Origin of the sequence: Arthrobacter sp. CAN_A6 (genome assembly GCF_015751715.1) — a bacterium.
Taxonomy (GTDB): domain Bacteria; phylum Actinomycetota; class Actinomycetes; order Actinomycetales; family Micrococcaceae; genus Arthrobacter_D.
In genome coordinates this window covers 163,359-179,690 of the sequence record NZ_JADOUV010000004.1, presented here as the reverse complement: position 1 = coordinate 179,690, position 16,332 = coordinate 163,359, and the positions used below count along the sequence as shown (strand labels likewise).

The window sequence follows — 16,332 nt, the reverse complement described above, 5'->3', positions numbered from 1 at the left end:
GCTCGACCAGCAACAGCAACGCAGGAGGAGCGAAGCGGGTTATCGCTTCGCTCCTCCTGCGTTGGCCAGAGATGGCGATTCAGGGGTGCATCAGACCATCGTGAGAACCATTCCGGGATCGGACAGGATGGTGCCGACGTCCGCGAGGAAACGCGAACCCTGTTCCCCGTCGACCAGGCGGTGGTCGAAGGACAGGCTCAGCGTCATCACCGACCGCAGGGCAACCTGCCCCTCGTACTCCCACGGCGTACGACGCACCGCGCCGACAGCGAGGATTGCCGCTTCGCCGGGGTTGAGGATCGGCGTTCCCGCATCGATGCCGAACACCCCGATGTTGGTGATGGACAGGGTGCCGCCGGACAGGTCAGCCGGACTCGTCTTCCCGGAACGTGCGGTATCCGTCAGGGACTTCAGCGCGCTGGACAGGTCGTGCAGGTTGAGCGCTCCGGCGTCCTTGATGTTGGGTACCAGCAGCCCACGGGGTGTGGCCGCCGCGATACCGAGGTTCACCGCGGAGTACTGCACGATCTCGTTCGCAGCCTCGTCCCAGGACGAATTGAGTGACGGTTGGCGGCCGACCGCGATACACACGGCCTTCGCAACGATCGTCAGGGGTGTGATCCGTGCATCCGCAAAGACGCGCGAAGCCTTCAGCCTGCCGATCAGCTCCATGGTGGGCGTGACGTCGACGGTCAGGAACTCCGTCACGTGCGGGGCGGTGAAGGCACTGGCCACCATCGCAGCCGCCGTATGCTTCCGGACGCCCTTGATCGGGATCCGCGTCTCTCCGCTCACCTGCGCCGGATTGCTTCCAGTTGGGGAGTTCCGTTCGGCTACGGCGACGACGCCTCCCGACGCACCCGCTTCAGGGCCGACGGTTCCCGCTGCCGATCCGTCCCGTGCCGCAACAGCGTTGAGGACATCCTCACGGGTGATCAGTTGTCCGGGTCCTGTACCGTCCACCGAATCAAGGGCGATGCCGAAGTCGCGGGCCAGCTTCCGGACGGGAGGCGTGGATCGGGGCCTCTCCCCCCGGCTGGCGGCCCGCGTGGCGGCCGCGGGATTTTCCGAAGTTCCCGTCGCGGGCATCGGTTGCACGGACGGATCGGTCGCAGGATCCACGCTCGCCGGCAGGTGAGCTACCGACACCGCGGGCGTCGGCTGTAGCGGCTGTGGCGGCTGTGGCGGCTGAGCTACCTGAACCGGCTGGTCGGCCTGCAGCGCCGCAGCGCTGATACCTTCCTCCGCGAAGCTCCGCGTCCTGCGCTGCGGCCTGCCACCCTTCTCGACGGCCGCACCATAACCCACCAGGTTCGGCTCGCGCCGCTCGGGAGGATCGGTTGCTTCCCCGGTTGCCGGAATGTCGAAGGACACGATCGTGGACCCGACCTCCACCACGGTGCCCGGCTGCTCATGAAGCCGGGCGATGACGCCGGCATAGGGTGATGGTAGTTCCACCACGGCTTTGGCGGTCTCGACGTCGGCGATCACCTGGTTCAGTTCGACGGTGTCGCCGACGGCAACGTGCCAGCTGACGATCTCCGACTCGGTGAGGCCCTCGCCGAGGTCGGGAAGGCGGAACTCCTTGATCATGCCGGGCACTACCTTTCAAGTCCGCTCAGTGAGTTGCGCCGCCCCAGAACGCGGTCCACGCCATCGAGGATCCGGTCGAGGTCGGGCAGGTGGTGGAATTCGAGCTTCGAATACGGGTAGGGGATGTCGAATCCCGTCACCCGCACCGGCGCATGCTCAAGGTGGTAGAAGCAGCGCTCGGTGATGCTCGCAGCAATTTCAGCGCCCAGTCCCCCGGACTGCGCTGCTTCATGGGTGACCACCAGGCGTCCGGTCTTCCGGACGGAGGCCTCCACGGTTGCGAAGTCGATCGGCGCGAGTGAGCGCAGGTCGATGACTTCCACCGACACGCCGTCGTCGGAGGCTGCGATCGCCGCGTCACGCGCCGTCGGCACCAGCGGGCCGTAGGTGACCAGGGTGACGTCGCTCCCCTCGGTCACCACGCGGGCCGCACCCATGTCCGACGACGACGGATCCGCGCCCTCGTCCACCTCGCCCTTGGTGTGGTAGCGGCGCTTCGGCTCGAAGTAGAGCACCGGGTCGTCGCTCGCGATCGCCTGCTGGATCATGGTGTAGGCGTCCTGCGGATTCGAGACGCTGACCACCCGAAGTCCCGACGTGTGGGTGAAGTATGCTTCCGGTGATTCCGAGTGGTGCTCCGGCGACCCAATACCGCCGCCGAACGGCACCCGGATGGTGATGGGCATTTTGACCGCACCCTGCGTGCGGTAGTGGATCTTCGCCACCTGGCAGACGATCTGGTCGAAAGCCGGGTAGATGAAGCCGTCGAACTGGATCTCGACCACGGGACGATAGCCCCGGTACGCCATGCCCACTGCGGTGCCCATGATGCCGGCTTCCGCCAGGGGGCTGTCGAGCACTCGGTGCGGACCGAAGTCCTTCTGGAGTCCGTCGGTGATCCGGAAGACACCTCCCAGCTTCCCGATGTCCTCCCCCATCAGGATGACCTTGGGATCGTTGTCCATGGCGCGGCGCAGCCCCGCGTTGATTGCGCGGCCGAAAGTCATCATGGGCATCAGGAGGCCCCTTCCGTGGTGGTTCCGTTGCCGAATGAGAGGAGGTACCGCTCATAGTGGTCCTGCTGCCGGTCGAGCCAGGAGTTCGGCGCACTGTAGACATGTTGGAAGACATCGGTGGGCGCCGGCTCCGCCATGCCGAGGCACCCCGCCCGCAGCTCCGCGGCGACGCCGTCGGCCTTCGCCTTCACCGTGTCGGCGTAGGCGGCGTCCAGGAGGTCCATCGAATCGAGCAGCGCCGCGATCCGTGCCAGGGGATCCTTCGCCGCCCAGTCCTCGAGCTCGTTCGGATCCCGGTAGCGGGACGGATCGTCGGCTGTGGTGTGCGGGCCCATCCGGTAGGTGACGGCCTCGATGAAGGTGGGCCCTCCGCCCGAGCGCGCCCGGATCAGGGCTTCACGGGTGACGGCGAGGCACGCCAGGACGTCGTTGCCGTCCACCCTGACGGAAGGGATGCCGAAGCCCGGGGCCCGATTGGCGATCGGAACGTGGGCCTGGAGGCCCACCGGCTCGGAGATAGCCCAGTGGTTGTTCTGGCAGAAGAACACCACAGGGGCCTGGTAACTGGCGGCGAAGACCAGGGCTTCATTCACATCGCCCTGGCTCGTGGCCCCGTCACCGAAGTAGGTGACGGCCACCGAATCGGCGCCGTCGTTCAGGATGCCCATCGCATAGCCGGTCGCATGCAGCGTCTGGGCTCCGATGATCACCTGGGGTGTGGCCATGTTGATGGCATAGGGGTCCCAGCCCGACGACGCATTGCCCCGCCATACCCGGAGCAGATCGGTGAGGTCCACTCCCCTGCAATACGCCACCGCATTCTCGCGGTAGCTCGAGAAGACGAAATCGTCCTGGCGCAGCGCCCGGCCGGAACCGATCTGCGCAGCTTCCTGGCCGAGGAGCGGCGGCCACAGGGCCAACTCGCCCTGACGCTGCAGGGCGGTGGCCTCGGCATCGATGCGCCGCACCACCACCATGTCCTCATACAGCGCCTGCAGTGCCGCGCCGTCGACGTCGGCCACCAGGGGATCGTAATGGGGGTTCGGGTGCCGGGTTCCCAGGGCGTCGATGAGCTGGATCAGGTCGGTGCCGTCCACACTGTCCGCGGTGCCCTGCCGGGCACTGGTATCGCTCGTTTCACTCAGGGCCACAATCGCACGCACCTTCCACTGCAGCTTCTCTTCCGGCCAGCACGACGCGTCCCGAAAGAACGTCAGGCACCTTTACCTGAAGTTAGTGTGACCCTACTCACAGAAGACAGTCAGCACAACCGTTTCTTGATTCGTTGAGCAATATGCTCTATTTGAGTGGCATGAGCCGTGCTAGCGTTGTGCAGTATGCAACCCCTCGACAGTACTGACACCCGCCTACTTCTGGCCCTGGCCAAAGACCCTCGGCGGACGGTGGTGGCCCTCGCCGAGAAGCTCGGACTTTCCCGAAATACCGTGCAGGCACGCATGGCGCAGCTCGAGAAGAAGTCGGTGTTCCTCTCCTTCGAGCGGCGGATCAACACGGCATCACTCGGTTACCCCCTGACGGCCTTCATCCACGTGCACGTCCAGCAGCAGAAACTGACCGCCATCACCGAGAGAATCAGCGAAATTCCGGAGGTCATCGAAGCATTCGGCATCACCGGTCAGGCAGACATCCTGGTCCGGGTAGTGTCCGCTGACGCTGAGGACCTCTTCCGAATCAACGGAAAGATCCTTGCCTGCGAGGGAGTGGAACGCTGCGACACCTCACTCGCCATGGGGGAACTGGTTCCCTTCCGCGTGGCGCCGCTGCTGGCCCGGGGTCCCCGCCCGGCATCGTGAAGCGCACGCGGTGTGCCGCTACGGGCGTTTTCTGCCCCACCGGAGCGCTGCTCCGCAGACAGCAGTTCCGTGCCAGACCCTTCCATGCCAGACCCTTCCATGCCAGACCCTTCCATGCCAGACCCTTCCATGCCAGACCCTTCCGTGCCAGACCCTTCCGCGACAGCGAAAGGCCCGGCCCCCGAAAGCGGGAGCCGGGCCTTTCGTGCTGCAGTGCTGCTGAAGTACGTGACCTAGTGGTCGGTAGCCTTTTCGGCACCGACGCCGGTCAGCGACCGCACTTCCATTTCCGCCTGCTTCATCGGGTCCTCTGTGGTCTTCGACAGCGTGGAGCCGAGCCAGCCGAGGAAGAAGGCCAGGGGAATCGACACGATACCGGGGTTAGCGAGCGGGAAGATCGAGAAGTCAACGCTCTGGATCATCGATTTCTCACCGCCGGACACCACCGGTGACAGCGCGATGAGCAGGATCGCCGATCCGAGACCGCCATACATGCTCCACACTGCGCCCTGGGTGTTGAACCTCTTCCAGAACAGGGAGTAGAGGATAGTGGGCAGGTTGGCACTCGCTGCTACGGCGAACGCAAGCGCCACCAGGAAGGCGACGTTCTGGCCCTGCGCACCGATGCCGCCGACAATCGACAGCAGGCCGATCACGACGACAGTGCGCCGTGCAACCTTGACCTCCCCGTCGGGATCCACCTTGCCGCGGCGGATCACATTGGCGTAGATGTCGTGGGCGAAGGACGCCGCAGCCGTGATGGTCAGACCGGCCACCACCGCGAGGATGGTGGCGAACGCCACCGCGGAGATCAGGCCGAGAAGCAGCGATCCACCCAGTTCGAACGCGAGCAACGGTGCCGCGGAGTTGACGCCGCCCGGAGCCGCAGTGATGCGGTCCGCGCCGATCAGCGCGCTGGCGCCATAGCCGAGAACCAGGGTGAACAGGTAGAACGCGCCGATGAGCCAGATGGCCCACACCACTGAGCGTCGCGCTTCCTTCGCTGTGGGAACCGTGTAGAAGCGCATGAGCACGTGGGGAAGAGCTGCGGTTCCGAGGACCAGCGCCAGGGCGAGGGACAGGAAGTCCAGCCTGGTGATCGCACTGACGCCGTACTGCAGGCCCGGGCTGGTGATGGCCGCATTACCGGAGGTCTCGATCGCCGCACCCAGCAGGGTGGAGAGGTTGAAGCCGTGGAGGGCCAGCACCCAGACGGTCATGATGAAGGCACCGGCAATGAGCAGGCAGGCCTTGATGATCTGCACCCAGGTGGTGCCCTTCATTCCGCCGATCAGCACGTACATGATCATCAGCACACCGACCACGGTGATGACCACGGACTGGCCCACACGGTCATTGATACCGAGCAGGAGTGAAACGAGTCCGCCGGCACCGGCCATCTGCGCCAGAAGGTAGAAAAAGCAGACGGCAAGTGTGGTGATAGCGGCCGCAATACGCACCGGGCGCTGCTTCAGTCGGAAGGAGAGCACATCGGCCATCGTGAACTTCCCGGTGTTCCTCAGGAGTTCGGCGACCAGCAGCAGGGCGACGAGCCATGCCACGAGGAACCCGATGGAGTAGAGGAAGCCGTCGTAGCCGTTGATGGCGATGGCACCGACGATTCCGAGGAAGGAAGCCGCCGAAAGATAGTCACCGGCAATTGCGGTGCCGTTCTGCGGTCCGGTGAAGGACCGCCCCGCAGCGTAGTAGTCGGCCGCAGTCTTGTTGTTGCGGCTGGCCCGAAGCACGATCACCAGCGTGATCGCCACGAACAGGCCGAAGATGAGGATGTTCAGCCACGGCTCGCCGACCTGCGTCGATTCGGCGGTCTGCATCGGCAGACGCATGCCCGCACTTACGGTATTGATCATTTCTTTCCGCCTGGTGTGTCACTGAAAGCCTCGGGGGCCGCTTCTTCGAGTTCGTGCCGGATGTTCGCTGCGATCGGGTCGAGCCGCTTGTTGGCGTAGCTGACGTACCACATGGTGATGCCGAAGGTGCTGACGAACTGCAGCAGACCCAGGACGATTCCGATATTGATGTTGCCCCACACGGGGGTGGCCATGAACTCGTGGGCATAATCAGCCAGGAGCACGTAGGCGAAGTACCAGAGCAGGAAAACCACTGCCATGGGAAAGACGAAACTCCGGTGGCGTTTGCGCAGTTCCCTGAACTGCTCGGTTTGCTGGACTTCCGTGAAGTCCACGGCAGCTGGTGATCCAGCAGCCGGTTCAACTGGGTGCGAACCCATTGTTCCTCCTCCAATTAGGCGCTTCCCCCTCACCGCAGCCGGCTTTCGTCGCCAGGCAGGTGTCGGCACGTTGGTGTGACTCCCATCACTGTGCTGCCTCCGGCTCGTGTTTCCCAGTTCCGCCGCAGGACGGATCGCCGAAAGCATCCCGAAGTGCGGTGAACGGTCGGCCGCTGCGCCGAACGGATGACCGACGCATTCCGGCGACGACACCAGGGTGACCGGCGAGTCGACAGCGGCAGTCGTCAGGTCCGGAGCAGCAGTCGCCCGGATGGACCACGCCCGCGGCATGAACGGCGGAGGTAGCCGGCGGTTATCAGGACTTGCCGGGGTTCTTGCGGATCACCACGACATTGAAAGCGCTTGTCCGGCCGGCCGCTAGTCTTGGGGAATGTTCAGCGCCGCCGTCGACACCGCCCTGGTATGCGCCGTCGTCGTTGTCACCATCGCCATCGTTGCCGCCCTCGGGTTCCGTTTGTCACGCTCCTCCCGTGACCTCGGCTCGGACGCCGACCGCGCCACCTACGCCACGCTCCACACCGCGGCGCTTGCTTCCGAGCATCTGAGGGAGGGACTGACTGCGTCGGGCGCCGCGAAGGCCAGCCGCCACCTGAGGGGCCTGCTGCGGTGCGACACACTGGTCATGACCGACGATGCCGCCATGCTCGCCTCGGACGGGAGCCGCTCCCTGCCCTCCGCCGTCATGCTGCTGATCCAGCGGGTGCTGGACAGCGGACGCACCCAGATCTTCCGCAGCACACAGCTCGACGAGGCGGGCGTTCCCGGCGGCGGCGAACTCGTCGTCGCTCCGGTGCGCGTGGACCAGCGGATCATCGGGACGGTCGGCGCCTTCGCACCGGACGTCAATGCGGGCCTTGTCCGGGCCACCAACGAACTCGCCGGCTGGGTGTCCACCCAAATTGAACTGGCCGAACTGGCCTCATCAAGGCGCCTCCTCGCCGAGGCCGAAGTTCGTGCCCTGCGCGCACAGATCAGCCCGCACTTCATCTACAACTCGCTGAACGCCATCGCTTCGTTCATCAACACCGATCCGGCACGGGCCCGGGAGCTCGTTGTCGAATTCGCCGACTTCACGCGCTATTCGTTCCGCAGGCACGGCGACTTCACCACCGTTGCCGAGGAACTGAAGAGCATCGACCGCTACCTGCTGCTCGAGCGGGCCCGCTTCGGCGAGCGGCTCAAGGTGAAGCTCGAGATCGGACCCGAGGTACTGAGTACGGTGATCCCGTTCCTGAGCCTCCAACCCCTCGTCGAGAACGCGGTGCGCCACGGGCTGGATTCGAAGGACGGCACCGGGCACATCACGATCACCGCGCACGACGCCGGTGCCTTCGCCGAGGTGACCATCGAGGACGACGGCGTCGGCATCGACCCTGAGCATCTCCGCCTGGTCCTGGCGGGCCACACGGAGGGCGTACATGTGGGACTGCGGAACGTCGATTCACGCCTGCGCCAGGTCTACGGTGACGACCACGGGCTGATCATCGACACAGCGCCCGGGGCGGGAACGCTGATCACCATGCGTGTGCCCAAGTCGCAGCCGGACCACCAGGCCTGAGGGACGTAACCTAGTAGTCATGGTCAATGTTGTCATCGCCGATGATGAGCTCCCCGCAGTGGAGGAACTGGCTTTCCTGCTTTCCCGGGATCCCCGCATCAGAACGATCCACCGCGCCTCGAGCGGAGCTGAGGCCCTGCGGGCGCTCGAGATGCACGACGTCGACGCCCTGTTCCTCGATATCCACATGCCCTCCCTCTCCGGCCTCGACATCGCCCGGGTGATCTCACGCTTCAGCCGGCCGCCCGCCGTCGTCTTCGTCACGGCTGATGAGGACCGCGCGCTGGAGGCGTTCGAACTGCGCGCGGTGGACTACCTCCTCAAACCCGTGCGCGTGGAGCGGCTCGCCGAATCCGTGCGGCGCATCTGTGAGCTGATGGAGGGTGTTACCGCTGCTCCGGAAGTCATCACCGTGGACCAGGGCGGTATCAGCCGGATGATCCGCCGCGACGAGATCCGCTACGTGCAGGCACAGGGCGACTACGCGCGGCTCCACACCGCGGAGGCAAGCTATTTGATCCGTATCCCGCTCAACGACCTCGAACGCCAGTGGGCCGACGCCGGCTTCCTCCGCACCCACCGCTCGTACCTCGTCGCCATGGATCAGGTTCGGCAGGTCCGCATCAGTGCCGGACGGGCCAGCCTGCTGGTGGGCGACGCCGAACTGCCGGTCAGCCGCCGGCACCTCCCCGATGTGCGGGAGAAACTCGAAGCCACCCGCCTCCGGCCCGGCCAGTAAGGGCGCGGATGAGTCTTCCCGGGGAGCCGTCGACCCCGATGTCCGTGCCGGAGTCCCCGCCGACAACCCTCTCGGACGACCCGACCGACGGCTCGCCTGAAACCCCGCTGGTCCCCCCTCGGAGGAATCGAGCGGATCGCGCGCTGGATGTCGCACCGGACTCTCCGGCCGCTGCACCACCCGTTTCGGCGCCCCAGCGCGTCCGCGTCACCGCCCCGCGTACCAGCGCACGGCCCACCAGCAGCTCCTATCCCGTGATGAGGGAGGTGGCAGAGGAATCGGAGGTGGGCCAGCTCTTCGTCACCTCACTGATCCGGTCCCAGCTGCGCCTCGCCCTCGTGGTGGCGGGCGGGTTCCTCATCATCCTCATCGGCATCCCGGTGCTGTTGACCATCTTTCCCGCGATCAGTGGAGTGACGGTGTTCACCGTCCCCGTGCCCTGGCTCCTGCTGGGGTTTTGCATCTATCCGCTGGTGATCGGCTGCGCGGCGCTCTATGTCCGCAGCGCCTCGCGCAACGAGAAGCGCTTCCAGGACCTGATCGATGAATTCTGAACTCCTCCCGTCGACCGCTATCGGCATGAACCCCGTGGTGGGCTACGCAGCCCTGGTGCTGGTGGCGCTGAGTACGGTACTGATCGGCATCTACGGCCTGCGGATCTCCCGCACCACGGGCGACTTCTACGTCGCCTCCCGCACCGTGCGACCCTGGTGGAACGCTTCCGCAATCGGTGGTGAGTACCTCTCGGCGGCGAGCTTCCTCGGCGTGGCCGGCCTGATTCTCATCTCCGGGGTCGACGCGCTCTGGTTTCCGATCGGCTACACCGCCGGCTACCTGATGCTGCTGCTGTTCGTCGCTGCCCCCCTGCGCCGCTCCGGCGCCTACACCATCCCCGACTTCGCCCAGGCGCGACTCGATTCGCTGCTGGTGCGCCGCGTCACCAGTCTGCTGGTCATCGTGGTGGGGTGGCTCTACATCGTTCCGCAGCTGCACGGCGCGGCCCTCACGGTCCGAATCACCACGGGTCTGCCCTCCTGGGTGGGCCCAGTCGCCGTCGTCGTGGTCGTTGCCCTCAGCGTCGTGACGGGCGGAATGCGATCCATCACCTTCGTCCAGGCGTTCCAATACTGGCTCAAACTCACCGCGCTGGCAGTTCCGCTGGTGTTCATCCTCCTCCGTCTTGGATCGGCGGGCATGCCCATCACCGCGCAGGGCGCCGCGTTCACCACTGACCTGGACATCACCGGACAGGCCTCCCTCTACAGCACCATCTCACTGGTGATCGCCCTGCTGTTCGGGACGCTGGGCCTCCCACACATCCTTGTGAGGTTCTATACGAATCCCGACGGCGCCTCCGCCAGGCGCACCACCCTGATCGTGTTGGGGTTGCTCTCGGTGTTCTACCTCCTCCCCACGGCGTACGGGATCCTGGGCCGCATCTACACCCCTGAGCTCGCCGGGGCCGGCAGCGCGGACTCCACGGTGCTCCTGCTACCCGGCCGGATCTTCGACGGCGTCGCCGGAGACCTGCTCTCCGCCCTCGTGACAGCAGGAGCCTTCGCCGCCTTCCTGTCGACGACAAGCGGACTGGTGGTTTCCCTTGCCGGAGTGGTGAGCCAGGAATTCTTCTCCGGAAGTGTTCGGGGGTTCCGGAGGGCAGCAGTCCTCTCTGCAGTGATTCCCCTGGTGTTCGCGCTGCTGACCGACACGCAGGCGTTGGCGGGAAGCGTAGGGTCCGTCTTCGCTTTCACTGCCTCGACGATCTGTCCGCTCCTGCTGCTCGGCATCTGGTGGACCGGACTCACCGACGTCGGCGCGGTGGCGGGCATGCTGACCGGCGGGGTGCTGTGCGGCGGGGCGATCCTCTCCGCCGCACTTCTCGGGGCTGAAGCGGCACCGGATTTTGCCTGGCTACAGCAACCGGCGCTGTGGACGGTTCCTGCAGCGTTCCTCGTGACCATCCTGGCATCGAAGGCGACCCGAAACCGCAGGCCCCCAGGTACATCCCGGATCCTTGCGCGGCTGCACAGCCCCGAAACGCCGTAGGCGGTAGGCCAACCGACCAGCCGATCGCCGCAGGCCGTTTACCGCCAGCCGATCGCCGCCAACCAATTAACGCAAACCAGTTATCGCCAGCCAATTAACGCCAACCGATCGCTGCTAGTCGATCGCAGTCATGAGCTCGACCACCCGGTCAAGGAATGCATCCACCTGCGCTTCCTCGTATCCTTCCGAACCTGCTGTTCCCCGGAAGACCGAACGGCGCACCACATCGACGCTCAGCGGTAGGGAGTTGTCGAGGTAGCCGAGGAGCTTTCCGCAGAGGGCGTCGACGTCCTCCACGTTGTAGGCGGACGCTTTCCTGCCCGTCGGGCGGCGGAACCGCTCTCCTGGAGCACGGTTCAGCCGTCCCTTGAGGACGGCCGCCTGACGGCCGATCTGCCGAAGCCATGCGTCCTGGCCCTTCGACTCGATCAGGTCGTCCCGCTCGCGAAGGGCGAAGGCGTCCTCCAGCCGGTCCAGGGCCGCATCGACGGCCCGCGGCTCGTAGCCTCCCCTGGCCGGGGCGAAGATCTTGGAACGGACTACCGCGCTCGTGACTGAATCGCCCTGCGAACCCCCGACCGTGTAATGCTGCTGCGCCCGGGTCAGGAACCTGTCCACCTGACGGACGTTGTAGCCGTACGCCTGGTGTGCAACACGAGCGAAGGGGGTGCCCTGTCGAGCGGAATCCATGGAGTGTCCTTCTACTGAGACCGGCCTGCCGGGATCCGGGATCGGGAGGTGCGCCCGGGCGGTTACAGCAGGCCCGGAACCAATGTAGCCGACAGAAGGTACGCCATCGGTGAAGCGAACACGATCGAGTCGAGCCGGTCCATGACACCCCCGTGGCCGGGGAGGATCGTTCCCATGTCCTTGACCCCGAGCTCCCGCTTGATCATCGACTCAGCGAGGTCCCCGGCTGTTGCCGAAGCCACGGTAGCGACGGCGAGGATCAGCCCCACCCACACCGGCTGGCCCAGCAGGAAGAGCGAGCAGAGTACACCCACGAGGACTGCCCCGCCGATGGATCCGCCGAAACCCTCCCACGATTTCTTCGGACTGATCTTCGGAGCCATGGCATGCTTTCCGAAAGTGGCTCCGATGATGTAGCCGAACGTGTCGTTGGCAACCACCAGGAGAAGCAGCGTCGCGATGACGAGCGGACCGCCGTCCGCCCGAACCAGCAGCATGGCGAAGCTGAGCAGGAAGGGAACCCACAGCAGCGTGAAGGTGCCTGCCATGATGCTGCGCGTCGCGTCGGGTGCCGGGTCCAGGGAACGCCACACCAGGAGTACGAATACCGACGCCACGGATGCGAAGGCCAGGCTTTCCGCCCCCCCGAAGTAGGCAGCGAGCGGCATGGCGATGCTTGCGGCGAGGGACGGCGCCAGCGGAACCCGAATGCGCCGCACCTCGAGGGCACGGGACGTTTCCCACACACCGACCGCACCGAGGACGGCAACGGTGAAGACGAACGCAAGGGGCAGGAACATCAGGCCCGCGAGTATAGGGATCAGGAGGGCAGCACCGACGCCGATCGCCGCAGGCAGATTGCGGCCGGCGCGGGACTGCTGCCCGGGCGTGCCGGCCTTCCTCCGCGGGAAGAGAGAGAACCCTCGCTTTTGCGGACGACCCGCGCGGACGGACCGCCGACTCACCGGGTACCACCCCTGCCGTAACCCGGGAATGCGCCCGTGCGCTCGGGAGGCTGGAGGTGGGTCATCAGACTTCTAGGAGCTCGGTTTCCTTGCGCTTCAACAGCTCATCGATGGTGTCGGTATGCGACTTCGTGCGGGAGTCGAGTTCCTTCTCCGCCCGCGAACCCTCGTCCTCACCGGCGTCGCCGTCCTTGACGGCCTTGTCGATGCCGTCCTTCGCTTTCCGCCGGATGTTGCGGATCGAGATCTTCGCATCCTCGGCCTTCGTGCGCACGAGCTTGACGTACTCCTTGCGCCGCTCCTGGGTCAGTTCGGGGAGGACCACCCGGATGACGTTGCCGTCGTTGGACGGGTTCGCTCCCAGATCAGAGTCGCGCAGCGCGCGTTCGATGTCGTTGAGCGACGACCTGTCGAACGGCGTGATCAGCAGCGTGCGCGCCTCCGGGTTCTGGAACGAGGCCAGCTGCTGCAGGGGCGTCGGCGAGCCGTAGTACATCACCACGACTTTGGAGAACATCGAAGCATTTGCACGGCCGGTGCGGACCGTCGCGAAATCGTCCTTTGCTACGTCCACGGCCTTGTCCATTTTTTCGCTGGCCTCTAGCAATGTCTCTTCGATCACGACGTCTCCTTAGCTCTGCATTCAGTTGCACGGCAACCGGTCCGGTTTTCAATCCTAGTTCACACGCCCCGTTACTCAGCCCAATATCCATCGGGCGACCTGCGGGGGTACTAGGTCGTCACGACTGTTCCCAGCGCCTCACCGCGAATGGCACGGGTCACGTTTCCCTCACCCTCCATGCCGAAGACCACCATGGTCAGGTCGTTGTCCTTGCACATGGTCATGGCCGTCTGGTCCATGACCCGGATGTCCCGCCTCAGTGCTTCATCGTAGGACAGGGTGTCGAGCTTTCTTGCTGTGGGGTCCTTATGGGGATCGGCGGTGTAGACACCGTCCACCCCGCTCTTCGCCATCAGGACTTCGTCCGCATGGACCTCGAGCGCGCGCTGGGCCGCGACGGTGTCGGTGGAGAAATAGGGCAGTCCAGCGCCGGCACCGAAAATGACCACGCGGCCCTTTTCCAGGTGGCGGATGGCCCTCCGCGGGATGTAGGCCTCGGCAACCTGCCCCATGGTGATCGCACTCTGAACCCGGGTCTCCACCCCCGCCTGCTCCAGGAAGTCCTGCAGTGCGAGGCAGTTCATGACAGTACCGAGCATGCCCATGTAGTCGGCCCTCGAGCGATCCATTCCACTCTGCGATAGTTCCGCGCCCCGGAAGAAGTTTCCTCCGCCGACGACGATAGCGACTTCCACCTCGTCGATGGTGGCGGCGATCTGCTTGGCGACGGAGCGCACAGTCTCAGGATCCACCCCGAGTTTCCCGCCGCCGAAAACCTCACCGGAGAGCTTCAGCAGCACGCGTCGTCGGCCCTTTGTCCCGCTGTGTGTCGCCGTTTCAAGGATGTTCATGGTGCCTCCCGGGCATCGAGCGGGTGAATCTTGACGTGCAGAATGAAACCTGTAACAGAATACGGTGCGTCCACCGGGCGCGAAAAAGGGTGGCCGCCTATTGCGGCCACCCTTCATCGGTACAACGGCCTGTTGCCTCGGACCCGCTATGCTCCTACGCGGAAGCGGGCGAAGGCGGTTGCCTTGACCCCGGCTTCGCTGAGCACCTGGGCAACGGACTTCTTGGCATCCTTCGCGAAGGCCTGGTCCACCAGGACCCCCTCCTTGAAGAATCCGGTCAGGCGGCCTTCCACGATCTTGGTGAGGGCCTGCTCCGGCTTGCCCTCGGCGCGGGCAGTCTCGTCAGCAATGCGCCGCTCCGACTCGACGAGCTCGGCAGGAACCTCATCGCGCGTCAGGTAGGTCGGCGAGTAGGCAGCAATGTGGACGGCGACGTCGTGAGCAGCGACAGCGGCGGAGTCGCCCTCACCCTCGACGGCGAACAGGACGCCGACCTGCGCGGGCAGGTCCTTCGACGTCTTGTGCATGTAGGCGTCGACGATATTGCCTTCGACGCGGGCAACCCGACGGACATCGACCTTTTCGCCGAGCAGCGCACCGGCTTCGATGACGTGCTCCGAAACGGGCCTGCCGTCCAGGTCGAAGGCCAGGAGGGACTCGACGTCCGTGGCTCCGGAGTCGATCGCGGCTCCCAGTACCTTCTGGGAGAAATCGATGAACGGTCCGGCCTTGGCGACGAAATCGGTCTCACAGTTGACCTCGACCATGACGCCGACATTGCCCTCGACGCGCGCGGCGACGAGGCCCTCGGCCGTGGAGCGGCCTTCGCGCTTGGTGGCGCCCTTGAGTCCCTTGATACGAATCAGTTCCATGGCCTTCTCGGCGTTGCCATCGGCTTCGTCGAGTGCCTTCTTCACGTCCATCATGCCGGCGCCGGTGCGCTCACGGAGGGCTTTGATGTCAGCGGCAGTGTAGTTTGCCATACGAACTCCTAGGTTGGGATTGATCTGCTGAAGGAAGAGCGAAACACCGGCCCGCTTTCGAAAGGAAGGACCGGCGGAGCATGCGGAAGGGGCGCGGATTTACCCGCACCCCTTCCGCAGCTGGAACTACTTGGTGTCGTCGGCTGCGGCTTCCGTGGCGGGAGCTACTGCTTCGGGGACTTCCTCGGCGATGGGAGCCTGCAGGCCGGCAGGAGCCTCTTCGGCAGCGGGGGCGGCATCAGCTGCAGCCTCGGGCGCGGCGGCCTCAGCAGCTGCAGGCGCTTCAGCGGCAGGGGCTTCTGCTGCTTCAGCAGCAGGAGCCTCGGAGTTGCCCTGGAGCAACTCGCGCTCCCACTCGGCCATGGGCTCATCGGCGGCAGCCGAATCGTTGTTGCCCGAGCGGTTGTGGCGGGCGATCAGGCCCTCGGCGACGGCATCCGCTACCACGCGGGTCAGCAGGTTCACTGCACGGATGGCGTCATCATTGCCCGGGATCGGGAAGTCGACCTCATCGGGATCGCAGTTGGTGTCGAGGATCGCGACAACGGGGATGTTGAGCTTCTTCGCCTCGTCGATGGCGAGGTGCTCCTTCTTGGTATCGACGATCCAGACCACGGACGGAGCCTTGGTCAGGTTGCGGATACCGCCGAGGTTGCTCTGGAGCTTGGTGAGCTCACGACGAAGGAGCAGGAGCTCCTTCTTGGTGTGACCCGAACCGGCGACGTCGTCGAAGTCGATCTCTTCGAGTTCCTTCATGCGCTGGATGCGCTTGGAAACAGTCTGGAAGTTGGTGAGCATGCCACCGAGCCAGCGCTGGTTGACGTAGGGCTGGCCCACGCGGGTGGCCTGGTCGGCGATGGCTTCCTGGGCCTGCTTCTTGGTACCCACGAAGAGTACGGTGCCGCCGTGGGCGACGGTGGCCTTGACGAACTCGTAAGCGCGGTCGATATAGGACAGCGACTGCTGGAGGTCGATGATGTAGATGCCGTTGCGCTCGGTGAAGATGAAGCGCTTCATCTTCGGGTTCCAGCGGCGGGTCTGGTGACCGAAGTGGACGCCGCTGTCGAGAAGCTGGCGCATTGTTACTACTGGCATGTTCTGCCTTTCTTTCAGCAGGGCTCCTGCGCGGCTCAGCGCGCTGCCTCTGCTTGTTGACGGTTATCAGCATTCCGCCCGGGGTGGG

General features: G+C 65.2%; 16 protein-coding genes. 5 read left to right on the top strand and 11 right to left on the bottom strand.

Annotated elements, in window-relative coordinates; all coding sequences use genetic code 11:
- Positions 1 to 90: 90 nt before the first annotated feature.
- Genes IWX75_RS09165 through pdhA form a run of 3 tightly spaced genes read right to left on the bottom strand, consistent with a single transcriptional unit; the run spans position 91 to position 3,754 of the window.
- On the bottom strand, positions 91 to 1,593 hold the full coding sequence (locus tag IWX75_RS09165; RefSeq protein WP_196821949.1) for a dihydrolipoamide acetyltransferase family protein: 1,503 nt from the start codon (positions 1,591 to 1,593) through the stop codon (positions 91 to 93).
- 8 nt (positions 1,594 to 1,601) lie between these two features.
- Entirely contained in the window at positions 1,602 to 2,609 is a 1,008-nt protein-coding gene (locus IWX75_RS09160; protein ID WP_196821948.1) for an alpha-ketoacid dehydrogenase subunit beta, read from the bottom strand.
- Entirely contained in the window at positions 2,609 to 3,754 is a 1,146-nt protein-coding gene (gene pdhA, locus IWX75_RS09155; RefSeq protein WP_334684237.1) for a pyruvate dehydrogenase (acetyl-transferring) E1 component subunit alpha, read from the bottom strand. Before pdhA ends, IWX75_RS09160 begins: the two co-directional genes overlap by 1 nt.
- Positions 3,755 to 3,946: 192 nt before the next feature.
- Between pdhA and IWX75_RS09150 the strand changes: the two genes are divergently transcribed.
- Positions 3,947 to 4,423 carry an Lrp/AsnC family transcriptional regulator gene (locus IWX75_RS09150; RefSeq protein WP_196821947.1) on the top strand — a complete coding sequence of 159 codons (477 nt, stop codon included), beginning with the start codon at positions 3,947 to 3,949 and terminating at the stop codon, positions 4,421 to 4,423.
- 233 nt (positions 4,424 to 4,656) lie between these two features.
- On the opposite strand, the gene IWX75_RS09145 is transcribed toward IWX75_RS09150, so the two are convergent.
- Positions 4,657 to 6,270 carry a solute symporter family protein gene (locus IWX75_RS09145; RefSeq protein WP_196822049.1) on the bottom strand — a complete coding sequence of 538 codons (1,614 nt, stop codon included), beginning with the start codon at positions 6,268 to 6,270 and terminating at the stop codon, positions 4,657 to 4,659.
- A gap of 20 nt (positions 6,271 to 6,290) precedes the next feature.
- Positions 6,291 to 6,674, bottom strand: a complete 384-nt coding sequence (locus IWX75_RS09140) for a DUF485 domain-containing protein (RefSeq protein ID WP_196821946.1) — start codon at positions 6,672 to 6,674, stop codon at positions 6,291 to 6,293.
- A 391-nt stretch (positions 6,675 to 7,065) separates the two neighbouring features.
- Here IWX75_RS09140 and IWX75_RS09135 point away from each other — a divergent pair, with 391 nt between their 5' ends.
- Genes IWX75_RS09135 through IWX75_RS09120 form a run of 4 tightly spaced genes read left to right on the top strand, consistent with a single transcriptional unit; the run spans position 7,066 to position 11,038 of the window.
- Entirely contained in the window at positions 7,066 to 8,253 is a 1,188-nt protein-coding gene (locus IWX75_RS09135) for a sensor histidine kinase (RefSeq protein WP_196821945.1), read from the top strand.
- Positions 8,254 to 8,272: 19 nt separating this feature from the next.
- On the top strand, positions 8,273 to 8,992 hold the full coding sequence (locus IWX75_RS09130; RefSeq protein ID WP_026532090.1) for a LytR/AlgR family response regulator transcription factor: 720 nt from the start codon (positions 8,273 to 8,275) through the stop codon (positions 8,990 to 8,992).
- 8 nt (positions 8,993 to 9,000) lie between these two features.
- Positions 9,001 to 9,546 (top strand): hypothetical protein, encoded by a 546-nt coding sequence (locus tag IWX75_RS09125; protein WP_334684221.1) that lies wholly within the window; start codon positions 9,001 to 9,003, stop codon positions 9,544 to 9,546.
- A 25-nt stretch (positions 9,547 to 9,571) separates the two neighbouring features.
- The gene (locus tag IWX75_RS09120; RefSeq protein WP_196822047.1) at positions 9,572 to 11,038 is read left to right on the top strand and encodes a sodium/solute symporter; all 1,467 of its coding nucleotides are present in this window, start codon (positions 9,572 to 9,574) and stop codon (positions 11,036 to 11,038) included.
- Between the two features lie 114 nt (positions 11,039 to 11,152).
- On the opposite strand, the gene IWX75_RS09115 is transcribed toward IWX75_RS09120, so the two are convergent.
- From IWX75_RS09115 to rpsB, 6 genes are all read right to left on the bottom strand, one after another.
- Positions 11,153 to 11,728 (bottom strand): DivIVA domain-containing protein, encoded by a 576-nt coding sequence (locus IWX75_RS09115; protein WP_196821944.1) that lies wholly within the window; start codon positions 11,726 to 11,728, stop codon positions 11,153 to 11,155.
- A gap of 62 nt (positions 11,729 to 11,790) precedes the next feature.
- Positions 11,791 to 12,693, bottom strand: coding sequence for a phosphatidate cytidylyltransferase (locus tag IWX75_RS09110; RefSeq protein WP_334684220.1), 903 nt, complete (start codon positions 12,691 to 12,693; stop codon positions 11,791 to 11,793).
- 64 nt (positions 12,694 to 12,757) lie between these two features.
- On the bottom strand, positions 12,758 to 13,315 hold the full coding sequence (frr, locus tag IWX75_RS09105) for a ribosome recycling factor (RefSeq protein ID WP_196821943.1): 558 nt from the start codon (positions 13,313 to 13,315) through the stop codon (positions 12,758 to 12,760).
- 110 nt (positions 13,316 to 13,425) lie between these two features.
- Positions 13,426 to 14,166, bottom strand: a complete 741-nt coding sequence (gene pyrH / locus IWX75_RS09100) for a UMP kinase (protein ID WP_196821942.1) — start codon at positions 14,164 to 14,166, stop codon at positions 13,426 to 13,428.
- 146 nt (positions 14,167 to 14,312) lie between these two features.
- On the bottom strand, positions 14,313 to 15,149 hold the full coding sequence (tsf, locus tag IWX75_RS09095; RefSeq protein WP_196821941.1) for a translation elongation factor Ts: 837 nt from the start codon (positions 15,147 to 15,149) through the stop codon (positions 14,313 to 14,315).
- A gap of 126 nt (positions 15,150 to 15,275) precedes the next feature.
- Entirely contained in the window at positions 15,276 to 16,244 is a 969-nt protein-coding gene (gene rpsB / locus IWX75_RS09090) for a 30S ribosomal protein S2 (protein ID WP_196821940.1), read from the bottom strand.
- Positions 16,245 to 16,332 lie beyond the last annotated feature (88 nt).